Here is a 17,908-nt window from a genome sequence, read left to right on the forward strand (position 1 = left end):
GTAGGTAGGTATTTAATCTTGCCAATATTAGTTCAAACTGTGGTTAAAAATATAAAGAGATAATTATGAAAATTTATGACGTAGAAAACTTTCCTAATCCATTACGTGTACGTATTGCACTTGCTGAAAAAAATGCGACTGACAAAGTAGAATTTGTTGCTGTTGATTTATTAAATGGTGAGCATCGTACTGAAGCCTTTTTAGCTAAAAACCCCTTAGCAGGCGTGCCTGTTTTAGAGCTAGATGACGGGACATATATAGCAGAATGCACCGCGATTACTGAATACATTGATAGTTCTTTTGCTGGCCCTTCATTAACCGGTGTTGAGGCAAAAGAACGCGCGGTGATTAATATGATGCAAAAGCGTGCGGAGTCAATGGTCCTTGATGCTGTAGCAACTTACTTTCATCATGCAACGGATGGCTTAGGCCCAGCACTTGAAACCTATCAAAATGTTGCTTGGGGAGAAAAGCAAGGTGAAAAAGCGCGCCAAGGCTTTGTTTATTTTAATACAGTGTTAGCCAATTCTGCTTATGTTGCCGGTGAGAATTTTAGTGTTGCAGATATTACTTTGTACGCCGGTCTGGTGTTTGCAGGATTTGCGAAAATTGCTATTCCTAGTGAGCTATCACATTTAATTGCATGGCAACAAAAGGTCTCTCAACGTCCAAGCATTGCCGCTTAGTTATCAATTTATAATGTGGAGCTACTTATGAAAATTGCAGCTGATTTTAGCGAACGTGTTGTTGTGCATAGCGAATCGTTAGAATGGATAGCCTCACCGATGGCGGGTGTTGATAGGCGTCCACTTGATAGAGTGGGCGATGAGGTTGCACGCGCAACCAGCATTGTACGTTATGCGCCAAACAGCCATTTTTCTGCCCATACACATACCGGCGGTGAAGAATTTATTGTGCTTGAAGGTGTTTTTCAAGATGAACATGGTGATTTCCCCAAGGGTTCTTATATTCGTAATCCGCCTGAGTCAAAACATACACCAAGCTCTGAAAACGGGTGCGTTATATTTGTAAAATTATGGCAGTTTCAGCCAGAGGACAGAGAGCATGTTCGCTTGCAAACTAATACCATGCATGGTGTTCCTCACCCTGAGTTTAGTGATGTAAATGTAGCTCCTCTTTATAAAGACGCCTTTGAAGAGGTGAGTATTTTAGCATTTGCACCTAACAGTGAAATATCGTTAAACGCCTTGGGTGGGGGCGAGCTTTTAGTTCTTGAAGGCTCGCTTGAAGAGCAGGGCGATACATTAGTAAAACACAGCTGGTTAAGAGTACCGCCTAACAGCGAAATTAAAGCAATAGCAGGCAGTGAAGGAGCCAGAGTTTGGCTTAAAATCGGTCATTTAACAGATGTTGAAAACCAAATAGCACGGCTTAAAAATGCATAATTAAGCATTTAATTAAAATAGGCACAATAAAAGTATATGTGCCTGTTTTTTGATCTACTTCACTATTGGTTACTAAGCTATCACCTATACTCAATGCTCATTTTATTGCGGAGTTCGGGTTATGGTAAATTTAACACACGGCTTATCTATTGGTATTGAGCGCTCTGGTTGCGAGTTTTTTTTAACCTTAAAAGCCATAGGCACACTCACTCACAAAGATTATGAAGTGATTACGCCGATGATAGACTCTGCGCTTGGCGAAGTTAAACATCCTATTGTTAATGTACTCATAGATGGAACTGAGCTTGATGGCTGGGAACTTAGAGCCGCATGGGATGATTTAAAACTTGGCTTAAAACACAACAAAGAGTTTAAAAAAATAGCCATATACGGCAACAAAGACTGGCAATCAACCATCGCTAAATTAGGCAGTTGGTTTGTATCAGGTGAAATTCAATATTTTGAGAACGCCACTGCGGCCTTAGAATGGTTAAAAAGTAATGATGAAGAAGCGGATGCTTAAATAAAGGCCATAATCGGCCTTTATTTTTAAAGTATTTATACCAATTCGCTTAATTAAGTGATCTATTTTGAGGCTGGAAAAACGTGTTGATAGCTAGGCAAAAAATTTGCTATTTAGTTGTTCTAAATGAGAATTTTTTAACGCAGATAGCGACACGTTTAGCCCCGTAAAATTATTAAGTATTATTGCGGATTGGTATTATACCTCTTGAAGTGTAGGTAATGCTGGAAAAGCCCCCTTGGCTAAGCAGGCTTTAGAGCCACAGCGAAGGCCGAAATTTAAAGCGCGTTTTACTATTTGCTGATTGTTGAGTTTATCCGTGAGCAATATATTTTCATCATTATGATTTAAATAATACAAAACCCCGGCAATAAACGCATCGCCCGCACTGGTGGTATCAACCGCCGTAATAATTGGTGCAGCTTCAGTAAATGTAAATACGTTATGGTAAACCGTTGCCGGTGCAGGGCCATCGGTTAAAAATACCAATTTAACACCTGTATCTAAAATAGATTGTAAATAATCATCAGGTGCTTGCTGTGTTTGCTCAGCTAAAAAGTTCAGCTCATCACGCGATAGCTTAACAATATCGCAATAGGCGTAACACGCGTGTACATTTTGCTCAATGTCATTGCTATTTTGCCACAAGCTATAGCGTAAATTCACATCAAAGCTGACTAGCTTATGGTTCTTTTTAGCCAGCTTTAAAGCATTGATCGTGGTGCGCGCAATGGCTAAATTAGTTAACGTGTTGGAACAAAAGTGTAGGGTACTCAATTCATCCCATTTGATATGGTTTAAATGCTCACTCGTTAACAGTAAATCGGCGGTATTGTGGCGATAAAAATTAAAGCTGCGTTCACCGGTTTCATCCAAACTGACAATAACCACGGCCGTTTGAGAGTCTTTAATTGTAAATAAGTACTCTGTACTTACCTTATATTGCGCAAGCGATTTACTTAATTGTTTAGCAAAATAGTCATCGCCCATACCGCCACAAAAAGCCGCTTTGCCGCCCAGTTTGGCATAACCTACCGCTACATTGGCAGGAGCGCCGCCAGCAATGGGCAAATAAGCACTGTTTTGAGAATCTTGCGGCAGCATATCAATAAGCAGCTCGCCAAGGCTAAGTAATTTGGTCATATTGTAAATCCTAAAAAACCTAGCAAGGGCTAGGTCAAAAGTAGTGGGAGAGTCTTTCAAGGTAAATAGATGTTAGGAGATCAAGCGCTGAAAATACATTATTCAGCGCTTAAAAATACTAAAGCTCGGTTAATTAAATAGGTATTTAAGTGTTAGTGACGTTGTACGGCCGTTAATAGTGCGGGCACGGATAATATTATTATCTGGGATAGAACCTTCTTCGGCTTCAGTAATACCGACTGTATCAAATAGGTTATTTACATTAAGCGCGATGCTAAGGTTTTCAGATAAATCGTAGCTTACAAAGCCATTTACTTGGGTGTAACCATCAAATTTAAGGTCGTTGTTGTCTTGAGCGTATGCATCGGTAGTACCAATAAAGCTTACACCAGCTGCACCTTTCTCGTAGCTATAACGCGCCATTAGTGAGTAAATTAAATCTGCTTGGCGTCGAGGCGTATTACCTTCTACTTCCGGTGTTAGTGCATCTTTAACGATTTCAGCATCGGTCCAGGTTAAGTTACCGCGAAAATCCCACGCATCGATGAAGTAAGTTGATTCAATCTCAATCCCTTTGGCTTCGTATTCACGGTCGAAAAAGGTTTGTGATGTAGCTTCAAAATTTTGCTCTTCAGTTTCTGCATAAAAAGCAGTTGCAAATACAGAGAATGAATCAAAACGTTTTTTAACCCCAAACTCATATTGATTAACTTCATCTACAGCATCTTCTTTCGCAACAGAGCCATCTGCACGTACTTTACCAAATAAAAGTCGGTCAGCATTCGCTCGTCCGCCTTTACTGATACGAGCAAATGTTGCCAGACTTGGGTCAATTTGATAGTTAGCACCAATTGAATAAGATGTGTAGTTCCAGTCGTAGTTAACTGGGCTGGCATTAGTAATATCAATGCCTGCAACATTTTGTTCAGGAACGGATATTTCACCATCACGATTCATATCAACTGTAGAGGTTACTGCACCTGCGTAATTACCGCGAGCTTCGCCACTATCGTAACGGGCACTTGCATCAATACTTACATCGCCAAGTTTTGTAGAAAATGCAACGTACGGGGCGCGAGTGTCGTATTCTGTGTCGTAATCACGCTGACAACAGTTACCCCAAAAAGGTGTTCCGTATGCGTATAAACCATTTTCAGAAAACTCAGTACCATCGGCAGCTGTGACATTTAATAAGGCTGCGTTATCGCCCTTAAGCTCCATTAGATAAGAGTTCCATAACCACGACATGGCAATGTTTTGCGTTGATGCGTAGTAACCAAACGTAATGCTGGTGTCGTCATCGAGCGATTTAGTCAATTTAAAGTCGTTCACAATAGAGTCAAAGTCGTTCATTGTGACGTCAAACGTATGAATACGCATTGCTAAATTGTCTTTAAATGCAGCCCCAGTATTTGCATTGCTGAGTGTTGCACCTGCGCCGCCAATACTTTCTGCAATCGACGTTGCACTGCCTACTTCAGCAGGAATAAGTGAATTAAAGTTACCGCTTACAGATGATTTACGAAAACGGTTTTCGATACGCCAATCATTATCTAAGTCAAATACTGCTTCAAAGCCAATTGAGTCAACTTTAGGGTTCATACCGTCGCGAATATCGCCACTGCTAATTTGGTTTTCGCCGTTTAGACGCACTGTTTTTGTAAATAATGCCGAGTGTGGTGTATCCGATTGTGCGTCAAACCCAGGGATAGAATCGCCATTTGCATACATTGGCATCGGTAAGTAACCTACGCTTTTATCATCTAAATGCTTGTAATAAATTCGAACATAGCCGTTTTCAAAATCTTTGGTTAGGTTGGCTTTAATTTGCCCGCCTTTATTTGATGTGTAACCTGTTTCGCGTGGACCTTCACCTTGGCGAACAAAGCCACCGACATGAAAACGTACACTATCGCTTAGGTAAGTACCGTATTCAAAGTCTGTACGAACGCTATCGTAATCGAGGCCCAGAGTAGTTGATACGCTGCCTGATTCGTTTTCACCATTTTTAGAAATAAAGTTAATAATGCCACCAGGTGCATTACTTGCAGCCGTCGATGCTGAGCCGCCACGAATTGATTCGATTGTTTGTACGGTATTATCTAAGCGCATAAAAATATCAGCGTTACCAAAAGCGATATCACCGTATTGCAGTACAGGTAAACCGTCTTCTTGTAATTGTAAAAATTTCGCACCGCCAGATGCCACAGGTAAACCACGCACAGCAATGTTTGCGTTACCTTCACCACCGGTCGATTCTGCGCGAATACCCGGAATGATTCTAAACGCCTCAGCGGTTGAGCGAGGTGTAGACACTTCAACTTGTTCAAGCGACAAGCTACTGACTGATACGCTTGATGCCATAATCGTTGTACGACGTGGTACACCAGTTACAACGATTGTTTCAAGACCTTTGTTAGCTTGTACTTGAGAATTTTGATCTTGTTGTTGCGCATGTACGCCTTGGCTTACTGCAAGTGCTAATGCACTGATTAAATATAAAGGTGTGTTGTGTGTTGTCATGGTTACGCCTCGTTGTGTTGAACCCAATTGGATTTGTATTTCTACTTAATCGATTAAGTAAAAATAACAAATATTTTACAAGAAGCAAATTATTTTGTGCTTAATTTGCTCTTTTTTTATTCATTCATTGATTTATAAAGTATTTTTTATTGTCTTAAAATATAGGTTTACTCAGTTACAGGGTTATCTTGCTGTAAAGCCGTTGCTGATGGATCTTTAAAATAATTAAACAGCATAGCTAAAAATAAAATGACAGCAAAGCCCGTAGCTAAATAAAAACCGTAACGCACATGGCCAAAGTAATCGCTGATCATACCCATGAACAAGGGTGCTAAAGCCGCCGAAAGTGCGGTAAAAAATAATATCACGCCCGCTACAGCACCGTGCTGTTGCACTGCAAAGCAGGATATACCTTTAGAGTTTAAAGTCGGATAAACCATCGACATAAATAACCCCGAAAGCGGCAATAAACCCACAGCCCAATCAACGCCACCGAATAATGTACCGACATAACACAGCGCAATGCCTAAGCTTAAATAGGCCATAACACCTTGCCAGCTATAGCGGTTTAGTAACCATACGGCAATAAATCGCCCTGCGGCACGCAGTACAAAAAATATTGTCAATGCATAGGTTGCAAGTAGTGGCCAAGAGCCAGTGTAATCTTTTAACAGCGTAGGCATCCATACATAAATAGCAACCTCCGTGGCCACGTAAAGGGCAATTGCCAGAGAAAAACCTAGCGCATACGGATTTTTGATCATTTTCATAGTGGTGGCAAGCGAGGTGGGCTTCGCTGTGGTTTTTACAACGGCTGGGTAGTCTGCACGCCACGCTAGTAAAGCGAGAATTAAACACATTACACCTGCAATAATGTACAGGTAAGTCCAGCTTACATTTTGCACCAGTAAGACGCCTACTAGAGCTGGCCCTACAATGGCGCCTATGCCAAAAAAGCCTTCTACCTTATTCATCGTTTTAGTGTGATCTTCGTTACTATGTGAAATATCACCAAGTAACGCAAGCGCACCCGTTTTAAATAAACCAATGGCTAAGCCTATGCAGCAAAGTAGCAATAAAAAGAAGGTAAAGCTGGTGCTAAACGCAAACAAGAAACAGCTCGCCGAAAATATTAAAAGGCCTAGCATGATGGTTGTTTTACGCCCTAAACTGTCTGCTAAAAAACCTAAAAACAATCCACTAAAAGCAATTAGCGCCATAGGTGCATAATGGAACGCGCTTGCTTGGGTCATGCTTAAACCAAACTCTTTAATAAGTTCAGGTATGATCATGCCCACCGCATCAGAAGTCATGGCAAACATAAAAAACATCATATATGTAAGCCAGCGTATTTGTTGCAACGGATCGCTGCTTACGTGTGTGTGTGATTTTGTCATGTACTTTTTCCTCGTTAAATGCTCAGTTAACACTTAGTAAGTCAGTTAGTTACTTATTGTAGTATTACGTGAGCCACGATTTTTGTATGTAAAATTATTAAAAATTACTTGTAAATTCTTACTTGCTAGTTAAAGATATATCTTAATCGATTAAGTTTCAACATGGTAATCACACAATGATGAAGAATAAAGTTCAATTGATCACATATGCTGATCGAATCACTGGCCAAGATATCAACGCATTGACCGCACTTTTAAATGGTCCATTACACGGCGTGTTCGGAGGTGTCCACCTATTGCCATTCTACAATCCAATTGATGGTAGTGATGCAGGCTTTGACCCTATTGATCATAGTGCCGTGGATGAACGGATCGGTACTTGGCAAGACATTCAAGTGTTAGGAGCAGACTATGATCTGATGGCCGATTTGATTGTGAACCACGTATCGGCGCAATCCTTTCAGTTTCAGGATGTACTAGCAAAAGGTAAAGCATCACCGTTTTGGGATTTATTTTTAACTAAAGAAGATGTCTTTCCAAATGGTATGAGTGACGCCGAGCAAAAAGCGATTTATCGCCCGCGCCCTGGCAGTTGTTTTACTCCAATGCCATGTGGCGATGGTCAAACGTATGATTTTTGGACCACGTTTACCGATAATCAAATCGACATTAATGTTAAAGTTGCTGCGGGCGTTGCGTATTTAAATAATGTATTAACAAAGTTCTCTGCTAATAACGTTAATATTATTCGTTTAGATGCGGCGGGTTACGCGATTAAGCAAGCTGGCACAAACTGCTTTATGCTAGATGAAACGTTTGATTATTTAGATAAGTTATCGGCGCAAGCTAATGCATTGGGTATGGAAACAATTGCTGAAATTCACAGCCATTATCAAACTCAAGTTGACGTCGCAAAGCGGGTCAATATGGTTTATGACTTTGCATTACCACCATTGATTTTGCACAGCTTATTTACCAATAATAGTGATGCACTTGTAAAGTGGTTAAATATTTCACCACGTAATTGCTTAACAGTACTCGATACCCACGATGGCATTGGTATTATTGATGCGGGTCCAATGGGTGATAAGCCAGGATTATTAAATGCAGCGCAAATTGATAATCTAGTTGAAACTATTCATGCAAATAGCAATAACCAAAGCCGCCAAGCAACTGGGGCTGCTGCCAGTAATGTCGACTTGTACCAAGTAAATTGCACTTATTACAATGCGTTAGGTGCAAATGATTTTGACTATTTAGTTGCGCGCGCGATTCAATTTTTTGCACCCGGCGTACCACAAGTTTACTACGGTGGCTTATTCGCAGCTGAAAATGATATGGCGTTACTAGCAAAATCAAATGTAGGTCGTGATATTAATCGTCCATATTTAGATGCTGATATCATTGCGCAGTCTCTTGCAAAGCCTATTGTACAGGGATTACTAAAATTAATTGAGATACGTAATACTCACAGTGCCTTTGCAGGTGAGTTTAGTGTTGAAGGTGATGACAATAGTTGTGCTTTAAAGTGGCTATTAAACGACAGTGAAATTGTCCTAAAAGTTAATTTTGCACGTCGCGAAGCGTTAATAATTGAACGCACTGGGAATGAGCAAATACTCACCTCACTAAATGATTTGTTAAACTAAATTAAACCTTACAATCAGTCACTTATCAGCCACTATGACCTAACTGTAATTGGTAGTTGATAAGTGCTTTTTGCTCTTCTTTGCTAATAAATAAATTAGCTGCTAACGATCCTTTTTCTTCACTATTTTGATGAATTGTTGTTAATGTTGGCATAGAGCGCTGCGCTTCATCAATGCCATCAAATCCAACAATTCGCAATTCTTGGGGTATTTTTATACCTATTTTAACTGCTTCGCGAATTGCCGCGAGGGCAATAAGATCACTCATACAAAGTAATACATTGGGTCTAGGTATGCAGTTGAGCGCCTCTTTTGCTGCGATGCTCGCATAACGTTCGCTACTTTCTGGAATATTCCAAGTTCTATCGTCACCTAAGGTAATGTTAACTTCGCTTAATGCTTTTTGATAACCTCGTAATCTTTGATGTGCAATTGATTGACCGGCTTCGCATTCATGGTGCTCATATACACGACACAATACATTTTCATCTAATAACCGCAGTCCCAATATAGCGACCTGATCAGCACTGCTTTTTAATACGTGTTTAGCCACTTCATAACTAGCTTGTTCGTTATCTATGTTTACTGAGGCATTACGATCAATATCAAAATCAACGGTAACCACATGTTTGGGTACAATTTTTAATTGATCTACAAGTGATTGATTGCGCGGACGACCATAACAAATAAAGCCATCAACAAAATCTAATACGCTGTTAAGGTTTTGACTATTTCCCGAAAATAATAATAAGTTAATATTGTTTTTTTCAAGGATAGAAGCCACACCACGCATAAAACTACTGGCCACAGGATCCGACACCATATACTCAATACTGTCAGGTAATACCAGCGCAACAATATTAAATTTACCACGGCGTAATGATTGCGCTGCTTTATTGGGTCCAAAATAGCCAAGCTCTTTACACGCCAATAAAATAGACTCGCGACGACTTTTTGATAGTTGATCTGGACGATTAAATGCATTTGAAACGGTGGCGTTAGAAACGCCTAATTCTTTGGCGATGCTTTTTAATGTCCAATGTTTTTTTTGGGTCATACGACTTCTCATGATAGTGAACGCGATTCACTAATAAATTACCATATTTCACGCTAAATCAAAGTGTTAATTATATTGTAGCGTGTATAGCAAGTTACGTAATTAGGTATTAGGAACAAGAATGAACTAGAAAGTGGTTGTTATTAATAATAAAGTACTGGCTTTTTTATATCTGCTAGCTTACTAACTCACACGTTACTGTTTGGGTGATTTTTCACAAAGTCGCCTTATCATTTATATCTTTACATATGTACCCTTTTTGATGATAAAGTACTGTTGTTTTCTATTTTGCTACAACTAATGAATTAAAAATTTTTTAGTTTTAGGCAAAGTATATTGTATGTAATGGCGATTATATGTTGCAAATTGCGTCCTCGATAACCCGTTCTGGATTGAAATAATAAAATTTATCAAAGGTAAATTATGAAAATGAATAGATTGATTTTGGCGTTACCGTTATTAGGAGCAAGCTCTATGGCGCTTGCTAATACGACCCATCAGCGCGTATTCAAGCCACAAGCTGCGATTGTTGAACGTGTGCATCATCATGGCGTTGAACACGGCCATAATGAAAAAGCACCAATAGCACAGCTGCAATCACAACCCCAAAAATTTAGTATGTTAATGATGCGTAGCCAAGCTGCAACAGTCAGCTGCGATTTAAATGCACTGGCTAATGCTAGTTCAACGAGCATTATTACTGAGCTTAAAAATCAAGGTAGTGGCTGTGTTAATGAACTATTTAGTGCATCAGCATCAACTCAGAGCCTAGTATTTAGTTCTGATAATATGTATGCGGTTGCTAATCATGCAAAGTCACTCTCACAGACTTATGCTGGCGGTGGTGACATTGAACTCGAGGCATTGTTCCTATATTTACGAGCTGGTTTTTATGCGGAATTTTACAACGACAACGTGAGCTTTAGCTCTTGGGTTACGCCTGCCGTAATAGATGCGATAGATGCTTTTGTAAACAACAGCCATTTTTATGACGATAATGACGGCCATGGTAAAACGCTTTCTGAAGTGATCATTACGATGGACAGCGCTGAACAGCAACATCGTTACTTGTATGTGGTGAAACAGTGGCTAACGCGTTTTAACGAAAGCTATGCTGCAAAATGGAATATACGCAGTGCGGTGAATGGTATTTTTACTTTGCTTTATCGCGGCCAGTGGAATGATGCATTTGTTACAGCTGTAGCTAGCGATACTGATTTAGTTACTAAGCTGAATGCATTTACCCAAAAGCAGTGGATGATTGACTCTGACGCACAATATTTAATTGTTAATGCAGCCAGTGAGCTTGCGCGCCTTAAGCAGTATTCCGACACTGCTATTCAAGCTACTGTTGATACTGGCTTAAAAGCGGTTTTTAGTACTTATAACAGCTTTGGCTATGGTGATGCAGTATGGCTTGCGGCGGCAGATTCTGTCAGTTATTACGCTGATTGTAATGACTATGGTATTTGTGGCTTTGTTGATGAACTTACTCAGCAAGCGCTTTCGCAAAATTATAGCTGTAGTAGCACTATTAAAATTCGCTCACAAAATATGACTGCAGCACAACATACAGCTGCATGTGCTGCAATGGGCGCAGAAGAAGGTTTATTTCACACTAAACTTGCCACCAATAACACCCCAGTTGCCGATGATAACAACAGTTTTTTACAAGTAAATATATTTGATAGCAGCGATGATTATAGTAAATACGCAGGTGCGATTTTTGGCATTAACACCAATAATGGCGGCATGTATTTAGAAGGTGACCCCGCAGTTGTGGGTAATCAAGCAAATTTTATTGCCTATGAGGCGAGCTACGCCAATGCTGAGCATTACGTGTGGAATCTAGAGCATGAATATGTGCATTACTTAGATGGTCGTTTTGACTTATATGGAAACTTTAATTCACCAACTGAAGATATTGTGTGGTGGTCAGAAGGCGTTGCAGAATATGTTGCTAATCTTGATAACAATGACGCCGCTAAAAATACCATCAGTGATGGTTCGCGTTATACCTTAGCGCAAGTATTTGCCACTAACTATGACGGTTTTGATCAAGACCGTATTTATCGCTGGGGTTACTTAGCTGTGCGCTTTATGTTCGAACGCCATTACAGTGAAATTAATGCCATGCTTGCAGATACACGCATTGGTAATTGGAGTGCTTATAAAGCGAAAACTGTGCAGTGGGCAAATAATTATGAAAACGAGTTTGTACAATGGTGTGATGACTTAGTTGCAGGTACAACCACTAATACGCCACCAATCGCATACATCAATGGACCTTATGCCGGTATGCAAAACAATGAGATCAATTTTACGAGCAATGGCAGTATTGACAGTGACGGCTCAATTGTTAGTTATCAGTGGAGCTTTGGTGATGGCAGTAGTTCTAATCAAGCAAACCCGGTGCATACTTATACAACATCAGGACAATATAGCGTATCGTTAACGGTTGTTGATAACCAAGGTGCCAGCCAAACCGCATCAACATTGGCTAGTATTGAAGAGGATAGCAGCGTTGGTAACGGCGAGTTGATAAACGCTCAACCAATGACTATTGCTGGCGAGCAAGATGAGCTGTTGTATTTCAGCTTTGATGTACCGCAAGGTGCCAGCGACTTAGTGTTTAGCTTAAGTGGTGGCACGGGCGATGCTGATTTATATGTGAGTTATGCTGCTACACCAACAATGGATAGTTATGATTGTCGTCCTTATGTCGGTGGTAATAGTGAACAATGTGTAATAAATCCTGCGCAAGCAGGTGTTTATCAAGTAATGGTTCGTGGCTATAACATGTTTGATAATGTGCAATTAACTGCTTCATACACAGGAGCAAGCAGTAGTGTACCTGATGCATGTGCTACCCAAGGTAGTCGTAGCAATGGCCGTTTAAATGACGGTGAAGTGATTTGTTTGGGTAACAGCGATCCTATGTGGTTTAGTATTGCTGACGTTCAAAGTCAAAGTGGTGTGGCGATAACCACCGCTAATGGCAGTGGCGACATCAGCCTAAGTTATTCAAACAGCAGCTGGCCAAATGGCAGTAATGAACAGGCTCAGTCCAGTAATAGCGGCAATAGCGAATGTATTTATATTAGCGATCAAAGCCAATATTGGGGTTATTTAAAGGTGTCGGGCAATAGTACTGGTGCAAGTCTAGTGGTTGATTTTAATAGCCAAGGGTGTCGTTAAAATTATCATATTAAAAAAGTAAAGCACCTACAGCAAAGCCCATCTAGATGGGCTTTTTTTAGTGTTGTAACTTAAGCGTTAAAGTGAGTTTAGGTTGCTCGTTTATACACCGCGAGTGGATGCGAAGTACTTAATGATACATGCACGCTATCGCCAGGGTACACCACAACTTCGTGGCTTACGCGGCTAGTAACCACTGTTTTACAGGCAAGCTCTACTGCACATAAACGACTCCCCCCTTCAAAGCGTACCCATACGACCACACCGTTGTTGCCGATCTCACCTTGTACTAGCATTACATCGTCGGGGCGAAGTAGGACATCCACCTCACCTTGTTGGCAATCTACGGCTAGAGCGGGCACATTGCCGATGGCTGTAGTTGCTTGATTATTCTCAAAAAAACCGCTAATGAAACTTGCTTCACCTAAAAAACGTGCAACAAAGCGATTGTTGGGCACACTAAAACAACGCTCAGGAGTATCAAGTTGCTGGATTTTTCCGGCCTTGAGCACACCCACACGATCGCCTATTGATAAAGCTTCTTCTTGATCATGAGTTACCCAAATTGCAGGCACGCCAGCTTTTTTCAGGGCATTTCGGATATCCCAGCGCAGCATATCTTTTAGTGCCGCATCAAGGTTTGAAAGCGGCTCATCAAGTAACACAAAGTCAGGTTGGTGGGCAAGGGTACGTGCTAGTGCAACTCGTTGTTTTTGACCGCCTGAAAGGGTGGCTGGCTTTTTATGACGAAAGTCATCAAGACCCAGAAGGGCTATCCAATGATCAGCAACGGCGGTATCTTTTAAACGAAAGCCAATGTTTTGCTCAACGGTTAAATGAGGGAATAACGCAAAGTCTTGAAATACCATACCTACGCTGCGTTTTTCAGGCGGCACAGTCAATTTGGGGGTAGCCTGCCATTTACCTAAGTTAATTTCACCTTCGCTAATAGGAATTAGTCCGGCGAGCGCTTGTAAAATTGTGCTTTTACCACAGCCCGTAGGGCCTACTAGCATGAGAATTTCACTTTCACCAAGCAACAAATTTAGGTCGCTTACTACACGGTTACTGCCATAATCTATAGACAACTGGCTTACAGATAGCATTTGTATTTAAATCCTCAATGTTCGAGTTGGTTACGTTTTTCGCCAGACATCATAATAGCTAAACCGCACGCAGAAATCAGTACTAACAATAACCCAGGGATAGCAGCACGACCAAAATAGCCCGCCTCATAAACACGCCATAAATAAGTCGATAGTGTTTCAAAACCAGTTGGGCCAAGTAATAAGGTTGCTTCTAATTCACGCATGGATTCTAAAAATACTAAAGCGGCACCGGCTATGATCCCACGCATTGTGAGTGGTAAAGTTATGCGGGTAAATGCTTCGCGCGGACTGGCGCCTAAGACCCGCGCAGATTTAACTAAACTTGGATCAAGGTGCTCAGTGCTAGTGCGCACAGAGCCTACCGCTAAGGGTAAAAAACGCAGCATATAGGCAATGATCAACAGCCCTAATGTTTGATATAAAAACGGCAATTGCAAACCACCGTAAACTAGCGCGGTGCCCATTACAATACCTGGAATACCAAAACCAAAGTAAGTAACACGCTCCATGATACGACCCGCTTTACCGCTAAGTGCAGCATGGGCAACAGGGATAGCTACAATCACCGCAACCACTGCAGCAATGGCTGAGGCATACGCTGAATTCCACGCGATGCTAAAATCAAATGAGCTAAAGCCATCACGCGCTAACCACAGCGAAAATATCGCCAGAGGTAAGCCAATGGCTAATAATAAAATAGGCGCAAAAGTGGCAAACATAGCCGCTAGTTGCCACTTACTAGGAAACAAAATTAATGGCCGGCCATGGCGTTCGCTAGCCGTTTTAATTTGTGACTCAATCAACAGTAAAAAGCCCACAATCACCAACAACTGTAACGATAACATTGCCGCACGACTTAACTCAAAAGCATTGTACTCGACATAAATAACCCGGGTAAAGGTATCAAGGCGCATCATTGCAGGTGTGCCAAAGTCAGACAAAGTATACAGGGCGACCAATAACGAACCTGCGGCGATGCCATTTACTACACGGGGTAAAATGACTTTAAATACACTTTCGGTCATCGACATACCTAAGGTGCGGGCCGCATTAACCATGCTTGCATCAAGACTAAGTAAAGATGAGCGGGTAGTCATCATTACAAATGGAAATGTGTAAAGAGTCATGACAATAGCTGCGCCGCTGAGTCCATCCATCGATGGCAGTTCAATACCAAGTAGATTATGTATCTCTCCGCCGGAGCCAAAAGCCGCATAAAGCGTAAATGCACCAATGTAACTGGGAATGGCTAGAGGCGCGGCAAAAAACACCAGCCATACTTTTTTAAACGGTAAACGCACATAAGCGCTGATAAATGCTAACGGTACCCCGATTAAAATAGAACCAATGACCGTTAATACCATCAAGGACAAAGTATTGCCGAGAATACTTAAATTATGATTATCAAACAAAGAGCTGGCATCAGTGGCCAGCGTTATTAAAATAAAGATAGGAGATAAAACAATAAGCGCTGCAAGCAGCGCCATTGGGTAAGAAGCTGGTAGTCGCATTACAGTACGCCGCTATTTCGCATCAAAGCTATGGTTGGCCGAAGATCAGCTAACTGTGTTAAGTCCACTTTGGGTGGTGAAATATTGGCTAAAGATGGTAACCCTTCAGGTAGAGGGACACCATTTACCAGCGGAATTTCATAGGCTTCACGAGCCAAGTAACCTTGCACTTCGATGCTTAATAAATAGCGCATAAAGTGAGTGGCAAGAGGGTCGTCGTTCAATGCCAAAATACCTGATGCATTGACTAAACAGCCAGCATCTTGTTGGGTAAATGCTAAATCAAGTTTGGCATCTGGTTTGCCTGATTTTAAACGTAAGGTGTAATAGTGATTAGCAAAACCAATATCCACTTCACCACGTTCAACGGCCATTACTACACCCAACTCACCGGCATAGGTTTTAGCACGCTTCTTAATCTTTTTCAGCCATTTCGCTGTTTTATCGTCACCTTCGAGAATACGCATTGCCGTTACAAATGATTGAAACGATGCATACGCAGGTGCCCAGCCAATGCTTAAGTCACTATCAGCAATGTCCATAATACTGGTTGGAATTTGCTCTTTGGTCAAACGCGAAGTGTTATAGGGTATGGTGCGCACACGACCGGTGACAGGGGCCCAATCTTTATAGCGAAACTGTGGTTGCAACTGCGCTGATAAATCACTCGGAATAGGTTGTGCAAGGCCGGCATCTGAAACCAAGCCAATAGCGCCAGAATCAACAGCCCAAAACAAATCGGCTCTACGCACCCCTGCTTTTGCTTCAGCAACAATGGTATTGGCTAAAGCTGCTGTAGGACCACGACGAATGCCTAGTTTAAAGTTGGGGTTTCTGTCTTGAATTGCTTGTAGCACATTTTCATACAAACCACCTTCACCACGACCTAGGTATAAGGTCAGCTCACCTTCAAGTTTAGGTAAGTCATCAACAGAAACTGGGTTTGCTATGTTGGCAGCTAGTGCGCGAGAAAGAGGCAATGGTAATGCACCGATTGCCCCAAACGCAGCTAGGCCTTGTATAAAGGTCCTACGCTTCACTTAAAATACATCCTTACGTGCTTTTTCGGCTTTTTCGAGTAATACCTTAGCGCGGTCTAATTTAGTGTGCATGCTACTTACCACATCGCGTACTTCATTAACACTTTTGTTATCTGAAATTGCTTTTGGCAGTGTCACGTTAAAATCTTTTTCTAATATTTCAACAAGTTTGGCATCTTGTTCGATAAGTGTGCCTTCAACACCTTCAAATAGGTGAAGATAAGTATCGTGCACAATGCTGGTTGCTTCATCACTTAAGCGCTCTGCATATTTGGCAATGACACGATCAAGTTTATGCTTAATTTCATCGATTGTAGCACTTTGAGTCATGCTTGTGGTTGCAGTTGCTTTAACGTTTGCAAGCAAACCTTTTTGTTGAAATTGCGCCGCTAGTTTAACTGCGCCTAGACCTTGCCACAAGGCAGCATTCATAGCTTGTTGTTCTTTACGAGCTTCAGTCGCCGGCTTGTTATTATCAATGGCCATTTTTACGCCATAAATACCTTGCCAGATTGACGCATATACCGGCACAAAATTTGTTTCAATTGCGCTGTGAAACTTCACTGATTCCCAATATTCGATTAATTCATCGCTTTTTACTGCTTTTGCGCCTTTGCTTTCATAGTTGCTTACCATGGTATCGACTTTGCCGATCATCCATTCAACTTCTTCTGAGTAATCTTTGATATTTGCTTGTAAGTGATTTACATGTTCGCCAATAGGGCCATTAGCAAATGCAGGTTGCGCAACAAATGCTGATACTAAAAGAAGGCTCACACCTAAGGTGGTAGCTGATTTAAATACTGCTTTCATAATAGAGGATCCGAAAGGTAATTGTAAATGATAGCCATTATCATATCCATAAAAATGACTAAAAGCAATATACCTAAATTAGCCTTTGAATGCCCATTTTATCTCTGTTTATAAAGCATTTGTTTGTATTAGGGCGGTTGTAATGATTTGTCGATATAAACCTTAACCGCAGGATCGGTTGGTTTATGAGCGAAAGTAACAAAAAAATACATTTTTCTTTGCTTCAATTGAATTTACAGTAGCACAGAGTCTATCGACAGGTTACTTGCTACTAATTCAAATTTATTTTTTGCACTAGGAAACAATAATTACATGCCTAGGCTAGCAAGTCGCCTTTGGCTGATAAAAAGGATTATGATGAAAAGACAAGTACATTTATGAAGTGATAAAATACGCATGCTTTCTTTAATTAAACTTGCCACACTTTTTAAATGCATTGACAATACAAAGGCAAAATTTACTAGGTAATTGTAGTAAAATAGCAACTCGGATATGGTTTGTGTTTCACAGCTATAATCTAAAGAAGAGTTAAATATTCT

13 protein-coding genes are annotated in these 17,908 nt (G+C 41.0%); 5 read left to right on the forward strand and 8 right to left on the reverse strand.

Translation table 11 applies throughout. The features are described 5' to 3' along the window. Nucleotides 1–65: 65 nt before the first annotated feature. From PVK79_RS08165 to PVK79_RS08175, 3 genes are all read left to right on the forward strand, one after another. A complete protein-coding gene (locus PVK79_RS08165; RefSeq protein ID WP_257326890.1) occupies nucleotides 66–686 on the forward strand; it encodes a glutathione S-transferase in 621 nt (206 codons plus the stop codon). A 27-nt stretch (nucleotides 687–713) separates the two neighbouring features. After that, a complete protein-coding gene (locus PVK79_RS08170) occupies nucleotides 714–1,406 on the forward strand; it encodes a cupin domain-containing protein (protein ID WP_145234512.1) in 693 nt (230 codons plus the stop codon). Between the two features lie 121 nt (nucleotides 1,407–1,527). After that, nucleotides 1,528–1,929, forward strand: coding sequence for a SpoIIAA family protein (locus PVK79_RS08175; RefSeq protein ID WP_013463012.1), 402 nt, complete (start codon nucleotides 1,528–1,530; stop codon nucleotides 1,927–1,929). A 198-nt stretch (nucleotides 1,930–2,127) separates the two neighbouring features. On the opposite strand, the gene PVK79_RS08180 is transcribed toward PVK79_RS08175, so the two are convergent. From PVK79_RS08180 to PVK79_RS08190, 3 genes are all read right to left on the reverse strand, one after another. Next, nucleotides 2,128–3,072: a carbohydrate kinase family protein gene (locus tag PVK79_RS08180; RefSeq protein ID WP_182730801.1), complete on the reverse strand. Its 945-nt coding sequence runs from the start codon at nucleotides 3,070–3,072 to the stop codon at nucleotides 2,128–2,130. A gap of 129 nt (nucleotides 3,073–3,201) precedes the next feature. Then, complete coding sequence (locus tag PVK79_RS08185) at nucleotides 3,202–5,595, reverse strand: TonB-dependent receptor domain-containing protein (protein ID WP_257326897.1); 2,394 nt, start codon at nucleotides 5,593–5,595, stop codon at nucleotides 3,202–3,204. A gap of 167 nt (nucleotides 5,596–5,762) precedes the next feature. Continuing rightward, a complete protein-coding gene (locus PVK79_RS08190; RefSeq protein ID WP_149981806.1) occupies nucleotides 5,763–6,992 on the reverse strand; it encodes an MFS transporter in 1,230 nt (409 codons plus the stop codon). Between the two features lie 176 nt (nucleotides 6,993–7,168). Between PVK79_RS08190 and gtfA the strand changes: the two genes are divergently transcribed. Beyond that, nucleotides 7,169–8,641, forward strand: coding sequence for a sucrose phosphorylase (gtfA, locus tag PVK79_RS08195; RefSeq protein WP_257326900.1), 1,473 nt, complete (start codon nucleotides 7,169–7,171; stop codon nucleotides 8,639–8,641). 25 nt (nucleotides 8,642–8,666) lie between these two features. On the opposite strand, the gene PVK79_RS08200 is transcribed toward gtfA, so the two are convergent. Beyond that, nucleotides 8,667–9,698 (reverse strand): LacI family DNA-binding transcriptional regulator, encoded by a 1,032-nt coding sequence (locus PVK79_RS08200; RefSeq protein ID WP_145234500.1) that lies wholly within the window; start codon nucleotides 9,696–9,698, stop codon nucleotides 8,667–8,669. Between the two features lie 423 nt (nucleotides 9,699–10,121). Between PVK79_RS08200 and PVK79_RS08205 the strand changes: the two genes are divergently transcribed. Next, nucleotides 10,122–12,896 carry a collagenase gene (locus PVK79_RS08205; protein ID WP_182733954.1) on the forward strand — a complete coding sequence of 925 codons (2,775 nt, stop codon included), beginning with the start codon at nucleotides 10,122–10,124 and terminating at the stop codon, nucleotides 12,894–12,896. An 89-nt stretch (nucleotides 12,897–12,985) separates the two neighbouring features. On the opposite strand, the gene PVK79_RS08210 is transcribed toward PVK79_RS08205, so the two are convergent. Genes PVK79_RS08210 through PVK79_RS08225 form a run of 4 tightly spaced genes read right to left on the reverse strand, consistent with a single transcriptional unit; the run spans nucleotide 12,986 to nucleotide 17,369 of the window. Then, a complete protein-coding gene (locus tag PVK79_RS08210) occupies nucleotides 12,986–14,002 on the reverse strand; it encodes an ABC transporter ATP-binding protein (RefSeq protein ID WP_257326902.1) in 1,017 nt (338 codons plus the stop codon). A gap of 14 nt (nucleotides 14,003–14,016) precedes the next feature. Continuing rightward, nucleotides 14,017–15,516, reverse strand: coding sequence for an ABC transporter permease (locus tag PVK79_RS08215; RefSeq protein WP_145234494.1), 1,500 nt, complete (start codon nucleotides 15,514–15,516; stop codon nucleotides 14,017–14,019). After that, entirely contained in the window at nucleotides 15,516–16,556 is a 1,041-nt protein-coding gene (locus PVK79_RS08220) for an extracellular solute-binding protein (RefSeq protein ID WP_145234493.1), read from the reverse strand. Before PVK79_RS08220 ends, PVK79_RS08215 begins: the two co-directional genes overlap by 1 nt. Further along, entirely contained in the window at nucleotides 16,557–17,369 is an 813-nt protein-coding gene (locus tag PVK79_RS08225; RefSeq protein WP_257326903.1) for a hypothetical protein, read from the reverse strand. It lies immediately after the preceding gene. Nucleotides 17,370–17,908 lie beyond the last annotated feature (539 nt).

The sequence above is a fragment of the Pseudoalteromonas rhizosphaerae genome (assembly GCF_028885455.1).
Taxonomy (GTDB): Bacteria; Pseudomonadota; Gammaproteobacteria; order Enterobacterales; family Alteromonadaceae; genus Pseudoalteromonas; species Pseudoalteromonas rhizosphaerae.